A 19,435-nucleotide genomic window follows, 5' to 3' on the forward strand; every position below is an offset into this window, starting at 1 on the left:
GGATCGGTCGGGAGGCCCCGGTGGGTGGGGGCAGTCGCGCCGCGCGTGGAGGGCGCGGCCGGGCGTGCGAGGTCCCTCCCGGCTACTTCTGCTCGCCGACGGTGCTCGACGGCCACGCGAACGCGCCGCCGCGGAATCGTGCGTCGAGCCAGTTGCCGAGCAGGGCGTTCGAGATGCTCAGCTGGGTCGAGCGGGAGATCGAGCCGCGGTCGCAGCCGAGGCCGAGGAAGGACGACGAATCGAGGAACCCGCAGTGGTACCCGCCCGTGATCGACACCCACGTGGCGGGCGACGGCTTCGCGTCGAAGATGGCGCGGGTCGAGGCGGGGCGCACGACGGTGTCGGCCGAGCCGACGACAAAGAGCCCGGGGGCAGCGACCGTCCGGGCGGCAGCGACGGCCGACGGGCGCGTCTCGGCAGCGGCGAGGGTCGCGAGCGTTTCCAGCTCGGGATGCCTCGACGCGGCCAGCACCGCCGCTCCGCCGCCCATCGAGTGGCCCACGACGGCGTCGAAGGAGGGGTGCGCGTTCGGCTGCGTGCGGTGCGCCCACACGGCGGCCGCCCAGAGGTCGTCGGCGAAGGCGGAGTGGTCGGGGAACAGGCCCGTCTGCGAGCCGGGGGCGATCACGACATAGCCGCGGGCGGCGAGCGCGTTCAGCGTCGAGGCGTACCGGCTGGGCGACTGCGTGAAGCCGTGCCCGAAGACGACGACCGGGTAGGCGCCCGGCGCCGACCCGGTCGGCTGCACGAGCCGGGCCGACAACCGGCGGCCGTCCTGCGAGACGTCGACGGTCGTCGTCGACACGGGGAGGGCCAGGGGCGCGGCCGATACGGGACCCGTCGGCTGCGCCGAGGCGGCGGAACCGGGGGCGACGGCGAGGGTGATGGCGAGGGCGAGAGCGGCGAGGACCGGGGGGAGGCGCTTCATGCAGTCATGCTAAGTCGGCCCTTCCGATTGTGGGACGGGGATTTTCGGTGCCCATCCGCAGGGGGTGATCCCCGTCGCGCGGGGGGTTCGAGGTCGTCCCCTCCTCTCGTCGCTTCGCTCCTCGCTCGGGGACCGGATGGTCGCGGGTTCTCGCTCGGGCACCGGTTGGTCGCGGGTTCTCGCTCGGGGACCGGTTGGTAGCGAGCGGAGCGAGAGGAGGCCGCAGTGCCCGTGTCCTCGTGTGACGACGTGGACGCGACGGCAGGAGTCGAACCTGCAACGCTGCCGGTTATGAACCGGTGCCCGGGACCGCCCGGATCGCCGCGATGACCCCACGCTAGCGCCGAACCGCGACAGGGTGAGAGACCGTTAACCGGGGTTTCGCTGTGAGTCGCCCTATGACGCCCGGAGGCCGTGCGCCGCGCGCGGCAGCGGTGTCCGTGGCCGCGTGGGTCGCGGTGTCCGCGCGTCGGCCAGACTGAGATGCACGACCCGTCGTGGTCGCACCCGTGTCGGACGATCACCCGGAGGTTACTCGATGGCCCACTTCGACCTGCCGTTGGACGAGCTGCGACGCTATCGCCCGGAGGTCGGCGAGCCTTCCGACTTCGACGACTTCTGGGCGCGCACCATCGGGGAGGCGCGATCGCACGGCCGGCCGACCAGCGCGACCGGTGCGCAGCCGCTTCTCACGACGCTGGAGGTGCGGGACGTCCGCTTCGCCGGCTTCGGCGGCGAGCCGATCGCCGCGTGGCTCCTCACCCCGCGGGACGGTTCGCCGCGCGGCGGGATCGTGCAGTACGTGGGCTACGGCGGAGGGCGGGGGCTCGCGCACGAGCACCTCGCGTGGGCGTCCGCCGGCTACGCCCATCTCGTCATGGACACGCGCGGGCAGGGAAGCGGCTGGAGCCTCGGGGTCACGGCGGATGCGGTCGGCTCCGCGCCCGCTGCGCCGGGGATGATGACGCGGGGCATCGGCTCGCCCGACACCTACTACTACCGCCGTCTCATCACCGACGCCGTGCGCGCGGTCGACGCGCTGCGCGGGCTGGACCTGGTCGACCCGGCACGCATCGCCGTCGCCGGCGGCAGCCAGGGCGGCGGGCTGGCGCTCGCCGTGGCGGGTCTCGCCGATGAGTTGTGGGCCCTCGCCGCGGACGTCCCGTTCCTCTGCCACTTCGAGCGCGCGGTCCGCCTGACCGACGAGTACCCCTACCGCGAGATCGCGAACTACCTGGGCGCCCACCGCGCCGACGTGGACGAAGTGTTCGCCACTCTGGCGTACTTCGACGGGGTCAACTTCGCGAAGCGGGCCTCCGCGCCGGCGCTCTTCTCCGCGGCTCTCGAAGACCTCATCTGCCCGCCGTCGACGGTGTTCGCCGCCGCGAACCACTACGCCGGCCGCGCCGAGGTCGATGTCTACTCGTTCAACGCGCACGAGGGCGGCGGCGCCGAGCGGTGGCCGCGACATGCGGAGTGGCTCGCGTCCCTGACGGCGGCGGGAGCCGGCTGAGCGGTCAGCCCGACGGCGCCCGGAAGGCGCGCAGGTGCTCGACGACGAACGCGTGGTCGTCGGCCTGCGGGAGCCCGGAGACGCCCACTGTTCCGACGACGCCGACACCCGCGATCGTGATCGGGAACACCCCTCCGTGCGCGGCGTACTCCGTGGTGTCGAGCCGTGCCGACGTGTCGAAGTCCTTGCCCGCTGCCCGGAACGACAGGCCCACCCCGTACGAGGAGCGGCCGAAGCGGCGGGCGACGCGCGACTTGCGCTCGAGCCAGCCGTCGTTGTCGGCGCTCGATCCCGGCAGCGCCGCGTGGAAGACCCGCGCCTCGCCGAGCGAGATGCCGATCACGATCGGCAGACCCCGCTCGAGGGCGGCGGCCCGCATCGCCGAGCCGAGGCGCCACGCGTCGTCGAGGTCGAAGCGCGGCAGCACGATCTCGCGCTCCTCCGTCTCCACGCGGGCAAGGATCTCGGCGGGCGTCTCGTCGCTCATGATCGCGAGCGTATCGCCCGGTGACGGATGGATGCCGGGTCCCGGCGCCGACGCCCCGAGACACCGCCGCCCGCATCGGCGCACCCGGCCGGCGACCCGCGGCGCTCAGCGCCGGATGCGGGCGCGGGACGAGGCATCCAGCGCCCGAGGTTCCGGCGGAGCGGCATCCAGCGCGCGCAGCATCCGCTCCAGCACTTCGCGCAGCTCGCCCCGGGCGGGCTCGGCGAGGTCGGTCGTGTACTCGACCCCGACCGGCACCCATGACATGCCGTACATCGTCTCGCGGAAGTCGGCGCCGCCGACCGGCCAGCGCGTGTGGCCGTCTCCTTCGGCGGACGCACCCTGACCCCATTGCCCGAACCACTCCCGCATGACGTCGTAGGGCAGCTCCATGACGAGGTCGGTCTCGACCGGCTGGCGCACCCACGAGCGCGCGACGAGGATGAACTCCTCGACCTGCTCGGGGGCGAGCGGGCGCGGCTCGAAGAGCACGCGCGTGTGATCGACCTCGGCGAGGCGGTCGACTCGGAAGGTGCGCCAGTCCTCCTTCTCGAGGTCCCAGCAGAGCAGGTACCAGTGCCGGTCCGCGGGCGCGAGCACGTGCGGCTCGACCCGCCGCCGGGTCACCTCGCCCGACGCGGCGGTGTAGGTGAAGCGCACGCGCTCGTGATCGCGACAGGCGAGGGCGAGCTCGCCGAGGACATCGGTCGACACGGCGGCGCCCGCATGGATACCCGTCGGCTGCACGGCATCCGCCAGGGCATTCACTCTGCGGCGCAGGGGCGCCGGGAGCACCTGCTCGAGCTTCGCGAGCGCCGTCAGCGTCGTCTCGGGGCCGTCGATGAGGCGCTGGGATGCCGCGACCCGCAGCCCGATCGCCATCGCCACGGCTTCCTCGTCCGTGAGCAGCAGGGGCGGCACGGCACTGCCCGCCTCGAGGCGGTACCCGCCGGCAGACCCGGGCGTCGACTCGATGCGGTAGCCCAGGTCGCGCAGGCGCTCGACGTCGCGGCGGACCGTGCGTTCGGTCACGCCGAGGCGCTCGGCGAGCTCGGAGCCCGGCCAGTGCCGGTGCGTCTGCAGCAGGTTGAGGAGCGATAGGGCCCGGGTGGTCGTATCGGACATGCCTCCAGATTGGCATGCTTTGCGGACCTAATCTGTCCGCATTCGCGTCTACCTTCAAGGCATGGCGAACGAACCGATCATCGAGGCCTCGCGCCTCACCAAGAGATTCCCCGATCAGCCCAAGAGGAACTCGAAGAAGAAGACGGTCGAGGCCGTGACCGACCTCACCTTCACCGTGCGCCGCGGCGAGCTCGTCGCGTTCCTCGGGCCGAACGGCGCCGGAAAGTCCACGAGCCTGCGTATGCTCACGACCCTCATCCCGCCGACGTCGGGCACCGCGCGCGTCGTCGGCCACGACATCCTGAGGCAGTCCGTCGACGTGCGTGCGCGCATCGGGTACGTCGGGCAGCTCACGAGCGGAAGCTTCGCGCAGCGGGTCCGCGACGAGCTCCTCAGCCAGGGCGCGTTCTACGGCATCGGCAAGCAGGCGGCGGCGCAGCGGGCCGACGAGCTCATCGAGTCGCTCGACCTCGCCTCTTTCGCGACGCGGACGGTGCAGCAGTTGAGCGGAGGGCAGAAGCGCCGGCTAGACATCGCGCTCGGGCTCATGCACGCGCCCCCGCTCCTGTTCCTCGACGAGCCGTCGACGGGGCTCGACCCGCAGAGCCGGGCGAACCTGTGGCAGCACATCCTCGACCTGCGCGCCGAGCACGGCACGACGGTCTTCCTCACGACGCACTACCTCGAGGAGGCTGATCGCTACGCCGAGCGGGTCATGGTCATGGACAGAGGACGTGTCATCGCCGACGACACCGCGACGGCGCTCAAGGCCAACCTCGCGGGCGACGTGCTGACGTTCGGCTTCGGCTCGGACGAAGAGGCGTCGCGCGCGGTGGGGGTCGTGCAGGGACTGACCGATCGCGAGGTGCGGCGCGAGGGCGAGGCATCCATCGTCCTCACCGTTCCGGACGGCGACGGTCTGCTGCCGACTGCGGTGCGGGAACTGGATGCCGTGGGCCTCCGCGTCCGGACGGCGACCGGTGTGCCGCCGACGCTCGACGACGTCTTCCTCGCGCTGACGGGTCGCACGCTGCGGGAGGCGGGCGAGGGCGCCGGCGCCGGAGAAGAGCAGGACGAAGCGGATGCCTCGACCGAGGCATCCGCGCACGACAAGGCGGGAGCCAGCCGATGACCACTTCGACCACACCCGACACGGCCGTGCGGCAGAACGCCGCGCGCGACACGTGGAACGTCCTCACGCGGGAGCTCAAGCCCGTCGTGCGGGATCCCTTCACGCTCATCTTCAGCCTCGTGCAGCCGCTGGTGTTCCTGGGACTGTTCGCGCCGCTGCTCATCGGGTCGTCGGGGCAGCCGCCGGCGGAGACGCTGCAGTGGTTCGTCCCCGGAGTGCTCGTGATGATCGTGCTGTTCGGCACGGGGGCAACCGGGTCGAACCTGCAGTACGAGATGATGACCGGCTCGCACGAGCGCACCCTCGTCGCGCCGCTGTCGCGGGCGTCGCTGCTCGTCGGCCGTGCGCTCAAGGAGATCGCGCCGATCGTCGTGCTGGCGGTGCTCATCGTGCTGATCGCGTGGCCGTTCGGGTTCTCGATCAACCCGGCAGGGCTCGTGATCGGGCTCGCGCTGCTGGCCGTGTTCGGGGTCGGCCTCGGGTCGCTCTCGTACACGCTCGCGCTCAAGACGAAGGACCGCGAGTGGCTCTTCTGGGGCGTGCAGCAGACGCTGATCTTCCCGCTGCTGATCCTCTCGGGGATGCTCCTGCCGCTGGATGACGGACCGGCCTGGATGAAGGCCGTCGCAGCGGTGAACCCGGTGAACTGGGTCGTGCAGGCCGAGCGCGCGCTCTTCGCGGGCGATCTCGGCGCGATCACGGTGCTGTGGGGGTGGGTCGCGGCGCTGATCCTCGCGGCGCTGGGGCTCTGGGCCGGCGTGAGGGCGATCCGCACCTCGAGCTGAGGCGTGCCGAAGCGCCCCGGACCCGCGTTTCCCGTGGGTCCGGGGCGTTTCGTCTCGCGGGGGTCGGGGTCCGCTCCCGGTCGTTGAGCGGAGGCGCGAAGCGCCGGAGACGAGACGTCCGAGGCCGACGCATCCACCCAGGCGAGAACAGCACGGGACGATAACGATTGCCGCGGGGGCCGTCCACAGCGTGCACGGACGGGCGAATCCCCAGGCTGGCCCCGCTTATGCTTCTCCGCATGCCAACGGCGCGCCGAAGGGGGATCCTCGCAGCCGTCACCGCCATCGTCCTCCTCGCCTTGGGCCTCGGAGTGGGAGTCGCCGTCGGTGATGCGCTCGGGATCCGCACCGAACCTTCCACCCAGATGACGCCGGCCGACCCCGTCGTGCCGGCGGTCCAGCAACCGGTCTTCCCGCCCGAGTTCACGACGATCGTCGCTCCCGGCACGCCTCGCGTGACGGCGGCTCTCGACGAGCTGACGGATGCCGCGGCATCCGCCACCGAGAAGAACGGCGAGGCGACGCTGACGGTCGTCGCCGGAGAGGGCGACAGCGCCGACGACTCGTACACGCTGAGCGGGAACCCGACGGCGCTGCGGATCGATGCGTCCAGCGAGGCCGGCGCGGCGCGCGGGATCTACGACATCGCCGACTCCATCCGCATCGGCTCGCCGGTCGAGGCGCTGATCGGCGAGCATCCGGCGGCGGAGCTGCCCCTGCGGATGGTCGACCTCGGGGCGGTCGGGGTGGATCCCGACCCGTCGCAGTGGGCGGACGGCACCGACTACTCGCATGTCTCGCGCGCGTTCGAGGACGTCTACCTCTCCGAGCCGCCCTACATCGATCAGGACGCCCTGACCGCCGCCTACGACGAGTGGGACGAGTTCCTGCGGCACTCCGTCGCCAACGGCTACAACGCCGTCTCGTGGCCCGGGTTCATCGAGTTCGCCACCTTCGCCGACGTGCCGGGCGGGCCCGTCTACCCCGAGGGCGACCCCCACGTCGCGCGGGCCCTCGCCTTGCGTGGCGCTTTCGGGCCGTTCTGGGACCGGGCGGCCGAGCTCGGCGTCGACATCTACCTGCGCACCGACATGCCGATGCTCACGCCCGAGCTCGCGGACTTCTTCGACGCGCAGTTCGGCGGACTCGACACCGAGAACCCCGAGCTCTGGCAGACCTATACGGCGGCCCTCGACGAGCTCTACGCGGCGGAACCCGCGCTCTCGGGCATCCTCATCCGCATCGGCGAGGGTGGCAACGTCTACCAGGAGCCGGGCTGGGACTACTACTCCGAGATCGCCGTCCGCTCGGTCGCCGCCGTCCGGACGATGCTCGAGACGTACGCGGCGCAGGCCGAGGCATCCGATCGTGACGTCATCTTCCGCACGTGGAGCGTCGGCATCGGCGACGTCGGCGACATGCACACCGACCAGGAGTCGTACCGGCAGGTGCTCGACGGCATCGATTCGCCCGCCCTGATCGTGTCGACGAAGTACACGCTCGGCGACTTCTACTCGTGGCTGCCGCTCAACGACACCCTCGAGATCGGCGATCAGCGCCGCATCGTCGAGTTCCAGAGCCGCCGCGAGTTCGAGGCGTTCGGCTCGTTCCCCAACGACCTCGGATCCGAGTACCAGTGGGCGCTGCAGACGCTCCTCGCGGCGAACCCGAACATCGAGGGCATCTGGACCTGGACCCAGGACGGCGGCCCGTGGCGCGCCGGCCCGATGTCGCTGTATCTGAAGAGCGGGTTCTGGCAGCTCTACGAGCTCAACACGCAGACCGCCGCGGCGCTCGCCCGCGACCCCGACGCCGACATCGGCCAGGTCACCGTCGATTGGGCGAGGGAGTGGTTCTCGGAGGACCCGGCAACGGTCCGAGCCATCGCCGACGCGATGGCGCTCTCGCGCGACGCGATCACGCAGGGCCTCTACATCGAGCCGTTCGCCGAGCAGCGCACGTTCGCCCTCGGCCTCGAGCCGCCGCCGCAGATGTGGATCTTCGAGTGGGACATCCTCACCGGCGACTCCGCGACGCTCGGCGTCATCTACGAGATCGCACAGGACCGGCTCGACGAGACGATTGCGGCAGGGCACGAGGCGGTCGCGAAGGCCGAGGAGATGCGAGACCTCGTGGCGGGGACGGATGCCTCGACGTGGCGCGACGCCGAGCTGCGCGATGCTTTCGTCGGCGCGATGGACTACCAGTCCGACGTGCTTCGGCTGCTGGGCGCGTACCGCGAGATGTTCCTGGAGCAGATGCGCTGGCACGACACCCTCTCGCCCGAGGCGGAGGCCGCGTGGCAGCAGGCGCGTGACGAGTTCGGGGCGCTCGCCGATCAGCACCTCGCGACCTACACGGGCGACATCGACCACCCCGCCTGGAACCTCGACGCCGCTCTGCAGTTCGAGCAGCGTGCCGACCGGGACGAGGCGATGGCCTGGATCGCGCGGATCCTGCTCGTCCTCGCCCTCGCGTGGGTCGTCATCGGCATGGCCGCGACCCGCACTCGGCTCGTGCGGCGGCCCGGCGCCGCCGCGGCGCGTGTCACGTGGCTCGCGGCGACCCGGCCGTGGCGTGCGCAGGAGTCGACGCTCGGCCTTCTGCCGCTCGACCGGTGGCTGCTGCTCATCGTGCCGGGCGCGCTCCTGGTCGGAACGCGCGCCGTGCAGACCTCGTTCCTCTCCTGGACGCACCTCGCCGTCGTGCTCGCGGCGTGGCTCATCTTCGCTCTCGCACTCGATCTCCTTGTGACGCGCAAGCGCTCCCCGTGGCCCGTGCTCGCGGCGGTCGGCGGGGTGATCGTCTTCCGCTGCATCGTCACGCTCGCAGCGCTGTCGGTCACCGGGCCCGGCGGGTACTGGTTCGCGTTCTGGACCGACCCGGTGCGGCGCACCCTCTACATCGGAGTCGCGTTCGCGCTGTTCCTGTGGGTCTTCGTCGCCGCCGGCTGGGCGCTCTCGACGCAGCTCGGCCGACGTCGTGCGACGGGCGCCGTGCTCGCGGCGATCGGCGCGGCGCTCGCGATCCCCGCGACCGTCGTCGCGATCATCGGCCTCGAGCCGTCGCTGTCGCTGTGGAACGACCAGCTGGGACTTCTCCCGTGGGGGCTCGCGCGCATCCTCGGGCTCACGACGTACCTCGAGATCCCCGCCGATACGGCGTGGTGGGCGGCGGCGTTCGGCGCCCTCCTGGTCGGGATCGGCGTGCTGCTCACTGTTCCGTGGGGTCGTCGCCGCGGGGGCGCTGGTCGGAGCGCCGAGGCGGGGCATCCCGAACCCGTCCACGGCTAGCGCTGCGGGGCATGCGTCCCGTCGCGGTGGGTCGAGTACCGGGGGGTTTGTCGAGCGTGCCGAAGGCTTGACCCGCACCCCGAGCCCCGACTCGGAGACGGGGAGCTGCCGCAGCGGCACGGGGCTAGGCTGGCGCCACGCGCGCTCGCCCGCGCGCGCCGAGCGCGGGAGACGCGGATGTCGAAGAAGAAGTCCAAGGACGGCGGCCTGAGCGGCAAGAAGTACGACAAGGAGCTCAAGAAGCTGCACGTCGAGCTCGTCAAGCTGCAGGACTGGGTCAAGCACGAGGGCGTCAAGATCTGCATCGTGTTCGAGGGGCGCGACGGCGCAGGCAAGGGCGGCGTCATCAAGGCGCTGACCGAGCGCGTGAGTCCCCGGGTCTTCCGCGTCGTGGCGCTGCCCGCACCGACGGAGCGCGAGCTGAGCCAGATGTACATCCAGCGGTACGTGAAGCACTTCCCGGCCGCGGGCGAGGTCGTCATCTTCGACCGCTCCTGGTACAACCGCGCCGGCGTCGAGCGGGTCATGGGCTTCACCGACGACGAGACGGCCGACAGGTTCCTGGCGCAGGTGCCGCTCGTCGAGAAGGCGATGATCGACTCGGGCATCGTCCTGTTCAAGTACTGGCTCGAGGTGAGCCCGGAGGAGCAGACCAGGCGCCTGGAGGACCGCATCTCCGACGGACGCAAGACCTGGAAGCTCTCGCCCATGGACCTGAAGTCTTACAACCGCTGGTACGACTACTCCCGAGCCCGCGACAAGATGTTCGCCGCGACCGACACCGACTTCGCGCCGTGGAACGTCGCCGTCTCGGACGACAAGGAGAAGGCGCGGCTCAACATCATCTCGCACCTGCTGTCGATGATCCCCTACGTCGAGATCCCGCGCGAAGAGCCCCTGCTCCCCGCGCGCCAGGAGCCGGGCGACTACGTCGAGCCCGACTACCCCTACCGCTACGTCCCCGAGACCTACTGAGGCGGCTGCGTCGCGGCGGGTTGACGCCGGGTCGGGTCCCGGCGGGGTGGTTGGTCCGCTGGCTAGGCTCGGGAGATGGCGAACGGTCACGCGACATTCACGAGGCGCGAGGTCGTCGTCGTCGCGCTCCACACCGCCGCGGCGGAGGTCGCCGAGACGGCTCCGGCCGCCCTCGCGGACGAGCCCGACGGCGTGCACCAGCACCGCGTGCGTGTGCGACGGCTGCGGAGCGTGCTCGCGGGCTTCCGCGACGTGCTCGACGAGCCGGCCGCGGAGGCCGTCCGGGTCGAGTACAGGGAATGGGGTCGCGAGCTCGGAGTCGTGCGCGACATCGAGGTGCGCGCCGACGTCGCCGAGGGCGAGCTCGCCGACGCCGGCATCGACGATCCGCGGATGCGCCGGCGACTCGTGGAGAGCGAGCGCGACGCCTACGCGCGGGCGCACGCGCGGCTCGTGGAGCTCGCGGCGCTGCCCCGGGCCGAGAAGCGGAGACGGGCGCTGGACGCGCTGGTCGCAGCATCCGTCGTCCGCGATCCCGACGCGGACGCCGCACCGTTCGTCGCCACCGTCCTCGCGAAGCAGGCGCGCCGCCTGCGCAAGGCGGTCGGACGGATCGACGGATCGGAGGACTCCTACCACGCCGTCCGCAAGGCCGCCCGACGGCTGCGGTACGTGGCGGAGGCGACGGCGCGGGCCGCGCCGGGTCTGTACGTCGAGCAGGTCGCCGAGCTCGCCGTCGTCGGTGACGCGCTGCACGACGCCCTCGGCGGGCATCGCGACGCGCTGCTCTTCGCCGATCACCTCGAGCGCGAGGCCGTGAGAGCCGCGCGGGCGGGCGAGCCGGTCGACGCCTACCCTGTGATCGAGGCCTCGGCGCGCGCGGCGGCCGCGAAGAAGCTGACCGCGCTGCCGGACGCGATGCGGAGACTCCGCGCCGCAGCATCCGATCTCCGCTGACCGAGCCACCGACGGCGCAGGCTGTCGCCACCCGCGGCGAACGGCGGGGGCATCCCGCGAGCCATGCCGACCTCGACGAGGGCCACGCTGCTGTCGGGCGTCGCGCCTAGACTTGTCGGGCCATGACCGACGCCAGAACGCCCCTCATCGTCGGCAGCGACATCGGACCGCAGACCTCCCTTCGGCAGGGCCCGGGATCGCGGCCCGACGAGGATCTGCTCGCGGGACTCAATCCGCCGCAGCGCGAAGCCGTGACCTACCGCGGCCCGGCCCTGCTCATCGTCGCGGGCGCCGGCTCGGGCAAGACGAGCGTCCTGACGCGGCGTATCGCCTCGCTCCTGCGCAACCGCGAGGCGTGGCCGAGCCAGATCCTCGCCATCACGTTCACCAACAAGGCCGCCGGCGAGATGCGTGAGCGCGTGCAGCAGCTCGTCGGCGAGCAGGCGTCGCAGGGCATGTGGATCTCGACGTTCCACTCCGCCTGCGTGCGGATCCTCCGCCGTGAGGCGCAGCAGTTCGGCTTCACGAGGGCCTTCACGATCTACGACTCGGGCGACTCGCGCGCGCTCATCAAGCGACTGGTCAAGGAGCACGAGGCGGATGCCTACGGCCTCACTCCTGCGGCGACCCAGAGCAAGATCTCCAAGCTCAAGAACGAGCTCGCGGATGCCGAGTCCTACGCCCGTCAGGCGAACATGAACGATCCCGCGGAGCGGATCTTCGTCGACCTGTTCGCCGATTACCAGCGCGCCCTGCAGCGCGCCAACGCGTTCGACTTCGACGACCTGATCGCGCAGACGGTCTACCTCTTCCGCGCGTTCCCCCGCGTCGCCGATGTGTACCGCAAGCGGTTCCGGCACATCCTCGTCGACGAATATCAAGACACCAACCACGCGCAGTACGCGCTCATCCATGAGCTGACGCAGCCGCTCTCGGAGCCCGAAGGCGAGTCGTTCGGCGACAGCGGCATGATGATCTTCGCGCCGTCGACGGGCTCGGGAACCGGGGATGCCGACGCGCTCCCCGCCGCGTCCCTCACGGTCGTCGGCGACTCCGACCAGTCGATCTACGCTTTCCGCGGCGCGGACATCCGCAACATCACCGAGTTCGAGCGCGACTACCCGGGGGCCAAGGTCGTGCTCCTCGAGCAGAACTACCGGTCGACGCAGAACATCCTGAGCGCCGCGAACGCGGTCATCAGCAACAACTTCGACCGCAAGGACAAGAAGCTGTGGACCGACGTCGGCGCGGGCGACAAGATCGTCGGCTTCACCGGCTACTCGCAGCACGACGAGGCGCAGTTCGTCGCGGACGAGATCGAGGGGCTGCGCCGCAAGGGCGTCCCGTACGCCCAGATGGCGGTGTTCTACCGCACGAACTCGCAATCCCGAGCGCTGGAGGAGATCTTCATCCGCTCGGCCGTGCCCTACAAGATCATGGGCGGCACGAAGTTCTACGAGCGCGCGGAGATCAAGGACGCCCTCGCGTACCTCGTCGCCGTCGCCAATCCCGCCGACGAGATGGCGGTCCGGCGCATCCTGAACAAGCCGCGCCGCGGCATCGGCGACGTGACCGAGACGGCGATCGCCCGCTACGCCGCGGACGAGGGCATCACCTTCCGCGACGCGCTCGCGAACGCGTCCGCGCTCGGCGTCGGACCGAAGATCCAGGCGGCGATCGCGCAGCTCGACGCCGTGCTCGCGGAGGCGACCGAGCACATGCTCCCGGCGACGGGTGAGCTCGCTCCGCCGACCGCTGTCGCCGAGGGCCTCCAGATCCTGCTCCAGAAGAGCGGCTACCTCGACGCGCTGCGCGCGAGCAAAGACCCTCAGGACGAGGCGCGTGTCGAGAACCTCGACGAGCTGGTCGCGGTGGCCCGCGAGTTCGCCCGCAACAACCCCGAGGGAACCGTCATCGACTTCCTCGCAGAGGTCGCGCTCGTCTCCGACGCCGACGATCTCGACGACGCCTCGGGCTCTGTGTCCCTCATGACGCTGCACACCGCGAAGGGCCTGGAGTACGACGCCGTCTTCATCACGGGCGTCGAGGAGGACCTCATCCCGCACCGCATCTCGGCGGGGGAGCCGGGCGGCCCGCAGGAGGAGCGGCGCCTCTTCTACGTCGGCGTCACACGCGCCCGCAAGCGCCTGTTCTTCACGCTCGCGATGACCCGTGCGCAGTTCGGCGAGGTCACCGTCGCGATGCCGAGCCGGTTCCTGCAGGAGATCCCGGCCGAGCTCATCGACTGGCGGCAGTCGCCGGGTGACGTCAACTCCCGCGGCGGCACGCAGTCGCGCGCGCTCAACGCGCGCCGGCCGGGCGGCGGATGGGGCGGCTCGCCGGCCTCGGGCGGCCGTCGGTACGGGGAGGACCTGGTGCCGAAGTCCACGTCGATCGAGCGCTTCGCGAACAAGATTCCAGCGAAGGTGCGTGACAACGGCGACATGGTGCTCGGGCCGGGTGACCGCATCCGTCACGAGGACTTCGGCGAGGGACGGGTGGATGCTGTGACCGGCGAGGGCGCGAAGCGCGTCGCGCACGTGCGATTCGACTCCGCCGGCCCGAAGAAGCTCCTGATCAAGATCGCCCCGATCGAGAAGCTGTAGGGTCGCTCGACCACCCCGTGGGCGGCGGCCCCCGGGGTTAGGCTCGATCGATGGCTCTCTTCTCACGCGGCAAGCGCGATCGTGACCAGCCCGTCGACGCCGAGGTCGAGCGGCCCGCCGAGCCCGAGGCGGGCGAGTCGCCGGACTCCGCGTCGTCGGATGTCGTGACGCCGGAGGCGACGGATGCGGCGGCCGAGGCATCCGTCGGCATCTCGATCTCGTCGTTCCGCGGCGTCGGAGTAGCGCCCACGACGCCGACCCAGCCCGCCGCGGCGCTCCGAGCTGAGCCCGGCACGCGAGCGGAGCCCGGCACGCCGGCACACGCTGGAACGCAGCCAGACGCTGGAACGCAGCCAGACGCCGGGACGCAGCCAGACGCTGGAACGCAGCCCGCCCCCATCGGACAGCTGCGGCTGGGGCGGGAGGTCGCTCCGCCCCCGCGCGAGACCGTCCCGGGACTTCGCGACAACGTGCTGCTCGCCGACGCGCTCGCGGCGCTGCCGACCGATCCGACCGGCCAGCAGATCCTCCACGTGGCTCGGCAGCTGCTGCAGGGCACCCTGTATCTGCGGGTCAAGGGCGATGCGCGCGCGCTGCTGTCGGAGGGCAAGGAGCTGCCCCTTGCCATCGTGACGCTCGGCGAGGAGAACTTCGTCGTCGCCTACAGCGGCGGCGAGGCTCTCGGTGCGAGCCTGCGCAACGACGGTGCGAACGACACCTCGGCGATGGGGCAGCCCGCGCTGACGGTGATCCGGTACGTGCTTGCTGGACCCTACGCGGGTCTGGTGATCGACCCCGCCTCGGCGCCGGCCCGAATCGTGCTGCGCCGGGACATCCTCGAGCGCATGGTCGACGGCATCGATCCGCGTCTCGAGATCAAGGCGCTCCTCTCCGGAGAGAGATCGGCGGCGACACCCGCCGCGGTCGCGGAGGCCCTCGGCCGCGCGCCGTTCTGGGTCGCCGTGAGCAGGGTCGGCGACGCGGGCAGGCTCGGCGTCGCCGAAGCCCGAACGGCGGAGGGGGAGCGGTTCGTCGAGCTCTTCTCGCACCCGCTCGAGGCGGTCGCGCTCGGTCGCGGCGACCAGCCGGCGCCGATGAACGCGGAGCAGCTCGCGAAGGCGCTGCGCGCCGATCCGGGGATCACCGGAGTGATCATCGATCCCGCCGGTCCGTGGATCCGCATCCACCGCGACGACCTCGAGGCGCTCGCGGCCCCGGCGTAGGAGCAGGAATGGGCACCGTCATCGCCTCCGCCACCGTCTCGCTCGACGGGTTCGTCGCCTATCCCGACAACACCCCCGGCGAGCTGTTCGACTGGTACGAGAGCGGTGACGTCGAAGTCGAGCATCTCGGCGACTTCCCGAGCTTCCGGCTGACTCCGCAGAGCGCCGCGTACTGGCGCGAGTTCACCGGCTCGCTCGGCGCGCTCGTCGTCGGCCGCACGCTGTTCGACATCACCGACGGCTGGAGGGGGCAGCATCCACTCGGCGTCCCCGTCGTCGTCGTGACGCACGAGCCGCCCATCGACTGGTCGTATCCCGGGTCGGAGAACTTCCACTTCGTCACGACCGGCATCGAGGACGCCATCGCACGGGCGCAGCAGATCGCCGGGCACAAGGCGGTGGCCGTCGCGGCGGGCACGATCGCGAGCCAGGCGCTTGCGGCGGGACTGCTCGACGAGGTCGCGATGGACCTCGTCCCGGTCCTGCTGGGCGCCGGCGTGCCGTACTTCATCGACCTGCCGACGGTCACGGTGATGCTCGGCGATCCGACCGTCGTCGTGCAGGGGAACCGCGTGACCCACCTGAAGTTCCCCGTCCTGCGCGGCTGACCCTTCCGGCGTCCCGCCCTCGGGCCGGAAGGGCAGGCGTTCGTCGGCGTGCCGGGGCCGCCGCCGACGTGCCGGCGTGCCGGGGCCGCCGCCGACGTGCCGGCGTGCCGGGCCGCCGCCGACGTGCCGGCGTGCCGGGGCCGCCGCCGACGTGCCTGCTCGGCGGCGAGCGCGGCGCAAGGCCATGACGAGCGTCGGGATGTGCCCCTAGGGTCGGATCCATGGCCTCCCCGCGCATCACCCTGACCGTCCCGGGACCCGACGGCGACCGCGAAGTCGGCATCTCGAACCCCGACCGCGTGCTGTGGCCCGAGGTCGGCATCACCAAGCGGGAGCTGGCGGAGTACCTCGTGACGGTCGCCGAGCCCTTCCTCGCCGCGAACGGCAACCGCCCCGTCTCTCTCGAGCGCTTCCCCGACGGCGTCGACGGGGAGCGGTTCTACTCCAAGAACCCGCCGAAGGGCGCGCCGTCGTTCGTCGACGCCCAGACCGTCACCTACAACAGCGGCCGGAGGCATCCGCAGATCGTGTTCACCGAGATCGCGGCGGCGGTGTGGGCGGCGCAGATGAACACGGTCGTGTTCCACCCGTGGGCATCGCTCACATCGAACACCGACAACCCGGTCGAGCTGCGGATCGACCTCGACCCGCAGCCGGGCACGGACTTCCAGGATGCCGCAGCCGTCGCCCCGGCGCTCCGCGACGTGCTCGCCGAGGCGGGTCTGACGGCGTTCCTCAAGACGAGCGGCAATCGCGGCATCCACGTCTTCTGCCCCATCGAGCCGGAGTGGGAGTTCCTCGACGTGCGGCACGCCGTCATCGCCGCGGGGCGCGAGCTCGAGCGGCGCCTTCCCGACCAGGTCACGACGAACTGGTGGAAGGAGGAGCGCGGCGAGCGCATCTTCGTCGACTTCAATCAGGCCAACCGCGACCGCACGATGGCCGGAGCCTACAGTCCCCGGGCGCTGCCGGCGGCGACGGTCTCCACGCCGCTCACGTGGGATGAGCTCGAGGCCGGGGTCGACCCCGGCGCCTTCACGATCCGCACCGTGCCCGAGCGCCTCGCCGCTCAGGGCGACCCATGGGCGACGCTCCTCGACAGGCCGGGCCGCATCGACACGCTTCTCGAGTGGTGGCAGCGCGACCTCGACGGAGGGCTCGGCGAGCTGCCCTTCCCGCCGGACTTCCCGAAGATGCCCGGCGAGCCGCCGCGTGTGCAGCCCAGCCGCAAGAACGAGGCGAACTGGCCCAAGGATGGCGAGGCCTGACCCTCGCCGTGACCCGGCGGCGCCGCATCCTCAGTCGAGGACGTCGCCCAGATCGTAGGCCGAGACCGTCTCGAGCTGGTCGTAGGTGCACGAGCGCGGATCGCGGTCGGGGCGCCAGCGCTCGAACTGCACGGTGTGCCGGAAGCGCCAGCCCTCGAGCTGGTCGTACCGCACCTCGAGCACCTTCTCCGGCCGGAGCTTCACGAACGACATGTCCTTGTCGGCCCCCGTGAACCGCGACTTCTCGCCGGCCCCGGTTACGGCTTCGCCCGACTCATCGCGCTCGACGAGCGGGGCGAGCTCGTCGACGAGTTCGAGTCGGCGCGAGTTGCTCCACGCCGAGACCGCGCCCACGGGCAGCAACGTGCCGTCGTCACCATAGAGGCCGACCAGCAGCGACCCGACACCCTGCCCGGACTTGTGAACGCGATACGCCCACGCGACGACGTCGGCCGTGCGGGCGTGCTTGATCTTGAACATCGTGCGCTTGTTCGGCGCGTAGGGCTGCGCGAGCGGCTTCGCGACGACGCCGTCCAGGCCCGCGCCCTCGAACTCCGAGAGCCACCGCCGGGCGAGCTCGGCGTCTTCGGTGGTGCGCGTGACGTGCACGGGGTGCGGCACGCCGCCGAGCAGGTCGGCGAGCTCGGCGCGCCGCACCGCGAACGGCTCGTCCAGCAGATCGCGTTCGCCGCGCGCCAGCAGGTCGAAGGCGATGAACATGGCCGGCGTCTGCTCCGACAGCATCTTCACGCGGGATGCCGCGGGGTGGATGCGCTGGGTGAGCGAGTCCCAGTCGAGCCGCTGCTTGCCGCCGACGTCCTTCGGGACGACCACCTCTCCGTCGATCAGGCAGGGCTCAGGGAGAAGGCGCGAGAACGCCTCGACGAGCTCGGGGAAGTACCGGGTGAGCGGCTTCGCGCCGCGCGATCCGATCTCGACCGACTCGCCGTCCCACGAGATGAGGGCGCGGAAGCCGTCCCACTTCGGCTCGAAGCTGAGACCGCCCGCGACAGCATCCGGACCCGGAACCTCGGGGACGGACTTCGCGAGCATCGGCGCGGGGATCTCGTGCGGCATGCACCCATCCTGCCCGCCGGGACGGACACCGGCGAGAGCGGTCTCGGGGTCGGCGCCGCCGCGACCGCGGACGGCTGCCGGATCCCGCCGCGACCGCGGACGGATGCCGGATCCCGTCGCGACCGCGGACGACGATTGGATCGCGCCGCGACCGCGGACGGATGCCGGATCCCGTCGGGAGCGCACGGACGACGGATGCCGAGGCATCCTGCCCGTGATCCGTGCGGTCTCGACCGGGAAGGCCCGGGGGCTAGGAGCTGACCGCGCGCTTCGGCCGCGCCCAGCGCGCCGGCCGGTCGGGACCGTCCCACACCTGTACGACGCCCCACAGGACGGCGGCGATCGGCACGGCGAGCACCGCACCGAGGATGCCGTTGACCGCCGTGCCGACGGCGAGGGCGATCAGCACGACGAACGCGTGCAGGCGCATCGTGCGACCCATCAGCACCGGCTGGAGGAAGTTGCCCTCGAGCTGGTTGACGAGGATCACGACGCCCACGACGAAGAGCGCGTTGACCCAGCCGTTGGCGACGAGCGCGACGAGGGCGGCGATGATCCCGGCGAGCACGGCGCCCACGATGGGGATGAAGGCGAGCAGGAAGACGAGCACGGCCAGCGGGATGGCGAGAGGTACCTGGAGGATCAGGAGGCCGATGCCGATGCCGACCGCGTCGACGAACGCCACGAAGGCCGTGCCGCGCACGTAGGATCCGAGCACGCCGACGGTCTTGTCGCCGATGCGGCGGGCGCGCTGGTACTTGGAGCCGCGGAAGGGGCGCAGGACGAACTCCCACATCTGCGGTCCGTCCTTCAGGAAGAAGAACAGGATCGTCACCATGAGGACGAGTCCGGTGAGGAAGTTGGCGATCGCGTTGACCCCCGCCAGCGCCCCCGAGCCGAACTGCGCGCTGGTGAGGAAGTCGGTGAGCTGTCCACCCCAGTCCTGCAGCTGCTCGGAGGAGGGCGCGAACGGCAGTGTGTTGACCCACGAGATCACGCTCTGGAAGCCCTCTTGCGCCTGGACCGCCAGCTCGTCCCATTGACCGCGGACCGCCCACACGATGAGCCATCCGACCGCGCCCAGGATCAGGAGGATCGCGAGCAGCGTGATGATCGTCGCGAGCACCGACGGGACGCCGCGCCGCTTCATCCACGCCATGACGGGTGCGAACGCCGACGCGAAGATGAGGGCGAGCATGAGCGGGATCGTGACGAGCGTCACCTGCTGCAGCACCCACACCGCGCCGACCGTGATCGCCACCACGAGGATGATCTGCAGCGCGCGGGTCGCCAGGCGGCCGAAGCTGTCGGCCCACAGGCTCCACGGCGGCTGCGACGCACGCAGACCGACCTCAGAGGTCTCGAGTTCGACGTACTGCGGCCCGCGGGGTCGGAACATGCCCATGTCACGAAGGTACGACCACGACGGGGTGGGGTCGTGGGGCTTGCGCATGCGAC

At 71.3% G+C, this 19,435-nt stretch carries 15 protein-coding genes and 1 tRNA gene; 10 read left to right on the top strand and 6 right to left on the bottom strand.

Annotated elements, in window-relative coordinates; all coding sequences use genetic code 11:
- Positions 1-82 precede the first annotated feature (82 nt).
- Both EV279_RS16490 and EV279_RS16895 read right to left on the bottom strand, forming a co-directional pair.
- Positions 83-928: an alpha/beta hydrolase gene (locus EV279_RS16490; RefSeq protein ID WP_133546001.1), complete on the bottom strand. Its 846-nt coding sequence runs from the start codon at positions 926-928 to the stop codon at positions 83-85.
- Positions 929-1,178: 250 nt separating this feature from the next.
- Positions 1,179-1,254: transfer RNA gene (locus EV279_RS16895), tRNA-Met, on the bottom strand.
- Positions 1,255-1,466: 212 nt separating this feature from the next.
- On the opposite strand from EV279_RS16895, the gene EV279_RS16495 reads away from it, so the two are divergent.
- Positions 1,467-2,441, top strand: a complete 975-nt coding sequence (locus tag EV279_RS16495; protein ID WP_133546003.1) for an acetylxylan esterase — start codon at positions 1,467-1,469, stop codon at positions 2,439-2,441.
- 4 nt (positions 2,442-2,445) lie between these two features.
- On the opposite strand, the gene EV279_RS16500 is transcribed toward EV279_RS16495, so the two are convergent.
- Both EV279_RS16500 and EV279_RS16505 read right to left on the bottom strand, forming a co-directional pair.
- Positions 2,446-2,928 (bottom strand): heme-degrading domain-containing protein, encoded by a 483-nt coding sequence (locus EV279_RS16500; RefSeq protein ID WP_133546004.1) that lies wholly within the window; start codon positions 2,926-2,928, stop codon positions 2,446-2,448.
- 105 nt (positions 2,929-3,033) lie between these two features.
- Positions 3,034-4,053 (bottom strand): YafY family protein, encoded by a 1,020-nt coding sequence (locus EV279_RS16505; RefSeq protein WP_133546006.1) that lies wholly within the window; start codon positions 4,051-4,053, stop codon positions 3,034-3,036.
- Between the two features lie 61 nt (positions 4,054-4,114).
- On the opposite strand from EV279_RS16505, the gene EV279_RS16510 reads away from it, so the two are divergent.
- From EV279_RS16510 to ligD, 9 genes are all read left to right on the top strand, one after another.
- Positions 4,115-5,185, top strand: coding sequence for an ATP-binding cassette domain-containing protein (locus EV279_RS16510; protein ID WP_133546008.1), 1,071 nt, complete (start codon positions 4,115-4,117; stop codon positions 5,183-5,185).
- Positions 5,182-5,970 carry an ABC transporter permease gene (locus tag EV279_RS16515; protein ID WP_133546010.1) on the top strand — a complete coding sequence of 263 codons (789 nt, stop codon included), beginning with the start codon at positions 5,182-5,184 and terminating at the stop codon, positions 5,968-5,970. The genes EV279_RS16510 and EV279_RS16515 overlap by 4 nt, the downstream gene beginning before the upstream one ends.
- Before the next feature lie 239 nt (positions 5,971-6,209).
- Positions 6,210-9,263 (top strand): hypothetical protein, encoded by a 3,054-nt coding sequence (locus EV279_RS16520; protein WP_133546012.1) that lies wholly within the window; start codon positions 6,210-6,212, stop codon positions 9,261-9,263.
- Between the two features lie 177 nt (positions 9,264-9,440).
- Positions 9,441-10,238: a polyphosphate kinase 2 gene (ppk2, locus tag EV279_RS16525; RefSeq protein ID WP_133546014.1), complete on the top strand. Its 798-nt coding sequence runs from the start codon at positions 9,441-9,443 to the stop codon at positions 10,236-10,238.
- A 75-nt stretch (positions 10,239-10,313) separates the two neighbouring features.
- On the top strand, positions 10,314-11,195 hold the full coding sequence (locus tag EV279_RS16530; protein WP_133546016.1) for a CHAD domain-containing protein: 882 nt from the start codon (positions 10,314-10,316) through the stop codon (positions 11,193-11,195).
- Positions 11,196-11,317: 122 nt separating this feature from the next.
- The gene (locus EV279_RS16535; RefSeq protein ID WP_133546018.1) at positions 11,318-13,801 is read left to right on the top strand and encodes a UvrD-helicase domain-containing protein; all 2,484 of its coding nucleotides are present in this window, start codon (positions 11,318-11,320) and stop codon (positions 13,799-13,801) included.
- Positions 13,802-13,851: 50 nt separating this feature from the next.
- Entirely contained in the window at positions 13,852-15,024 is a 1,173-nt protein-coding gene (locus EV279_RS16540) for an SseB family protein (RefSeq protein ID WP_133546020.1), read from the top strand.
- Positions 15,025-15,032: 8 nt separating this feature from the next.
- Entirely contained in the window at positions 15,033-15,632 is a 600-nt protein-coding gene (locus tag EV279_RS16545; protein WP_133546022.1) for a dihydrofolate reductase family protein, read from the top strand.
- A gap of 221 nt (positions 15,633-15,853) precedes the next feature.
- The gene (gene ligD / locus EV279_RS16550) at positions 15,854-16,900 is read left to right on the top strand and encodes a non-homologous end-joining DNA ligase (RefSeq protein WP_133546024.1); all 1,047 of its coding nucleotides are present in this window, start codon (positions 15,854-15,856) and stop codon (positions 16,898-16,900) included.
- A 30-nt stretch (positions 16,901-16,930) separates the two neighbouring features.
- On the opposite strand, the gene EV279_RS16555 is transcribed toward ligD, so the two are convergent.
- Positions 16,931-17,977, bottom strand: coding sequence for an ATP-dependent DNA ligase (locus EV279_RS16555; RefSeq protein ID WP_133546026.1), 1,047 nt, complete (start codon positions 17,975-17,977; stop codon positions 16,931-16,933).
- 250 nt (positions 17,978-18,227) lie between these two features.
- Entirely contained in the window at positions 18,228-19,382 is a 1,155-nt protein-coding gene (locus EV279_RS16560; protein ID WP_133546093.1) for an AI-2E family transporter, read from the bottom strand.
- Positions 19,383-19,435: the final 53 nt, after the last annotated feature.

Source organism: Microbacterium sp. BK668 (assembly GCF_004362195.1).
Lineage (GTDB): Bacteria > Actinomycetota > Actinomycetes > Actinomycetales > Microbacteriaceae > Microbacterium.

What these genes read in the sequence shown, in the direction of transcription:
- EV279_RS16530 (WP_133546016.1), top strand. Translation starts at nt 10,314, where the DNA reads ATGGCGAACGGTCACGCGACATTCACGAGGCGCGAGGTCGTCGTCGTC.
- ligD (WP_133546024.1), top strand. Translation starts at nt 15,854, where the DNA reads ATGGCCTCCCCGCGCATCACCCTGACCGTCCCGGGACCCGACGGCGAC.
- EV279_RS16560 (WP_133546093.1), bottom strand. Translation starts at nt 19,382, where the DNA reads ATGGGCATGTTCCGACCCCGCGGGCCGCAGTACGTCGAACTCGAGACC.
- EV279_RS16520 (WP_133546012.1), top strand. Translation starts at nt 6,210, where the DNA reads ATGCCAACGGCGCGCCGAAGGGGGATCCTCGCAGCCGTCACCGCCATC.
- EV279_RS16555 (WP_133546026.1), bottom strand. Translation starts at nt 17,977, where the DNA reads ATGCCGCACGAGATCCCCGCGCCGATGCTCGCGAAGTCCGTCCCCGAG.
- EV279_RS16535 (WP_133546018.1), top strand. Translation starts at nt 11,318, where the DNA reads ATGACCGACGCCAGAACGCCCCTCATCGTCGGCAGCGACATCGGACCG.
- ppk2 (WP_133546014.1), top strand. Translation starts at nt 9,441, where the DNA reads ATGTCGAAGAAGAAGTCCAAGGACGGCGGCCTGAGCGGCAAGAAGTAC.
- EV279_RS16515 (WP_133546010.1), top strand. Translation starts at nt 5,182, where the DNA reads ATGACCACTTCGACCACACCCGACACGGCCGTGCGGCAGAACGCCGCG.
- EV279_RS16495 (WP_133546003.1), top strand. Translation starts at nt 1,467, where the DNA reads ATGGCCCACTTCGACCTGCCGTTGGACGAGCTGCGACGCTATCGCCCG.
- EV279_RS16545 (WP_133546022.1), top strand. Translation starts at nt 15,033, where the DNA reads ATGGGCACCGTCATCGCCTCCGCCACCGTCTCGCTCGACGGGTTCGTC.
- EV279_RS16490 (WP_133546001.1), bottom strand. Translation starts at nt 928, where the DNA reads ATGAAGCGCCTCCCCCCGGTCCTCGCCGCTCTCGCCCTCGCCATCACC.
- EV279_RS16500 (WP_133546004.1), bottom strand. Translation starts at nt 2,928, where the DNA reads ATGAGCGACGAGACGCCCGCCGAGATCCTTGCCCGCGTGGAGACGGAG.
- EV279_RS16540 (WP_133546020.1), top strand. Translation starts at nt 13,852, where the DNA reads ATGGCTCTCTTCTCACGCGGCAAGCGCGATCGTGACCAGCCCGTCGAC.
- EV279_RS16505 (WP_133546006.1), bottom strand. Translation starts at nt 4,053, where the DNA reads ATGTCCGATACGACCACCCGGGCCCTATCGCTCCTCAACCTGCTGCAG.
- EV279_RS16510 (WP_133546008.1), top strand. Translation starts at nt 4,115, where the DNA reads ATGGCGAACGAACCGATCATCGAGGCCTCGCGCCTCACCAAGAGATTC.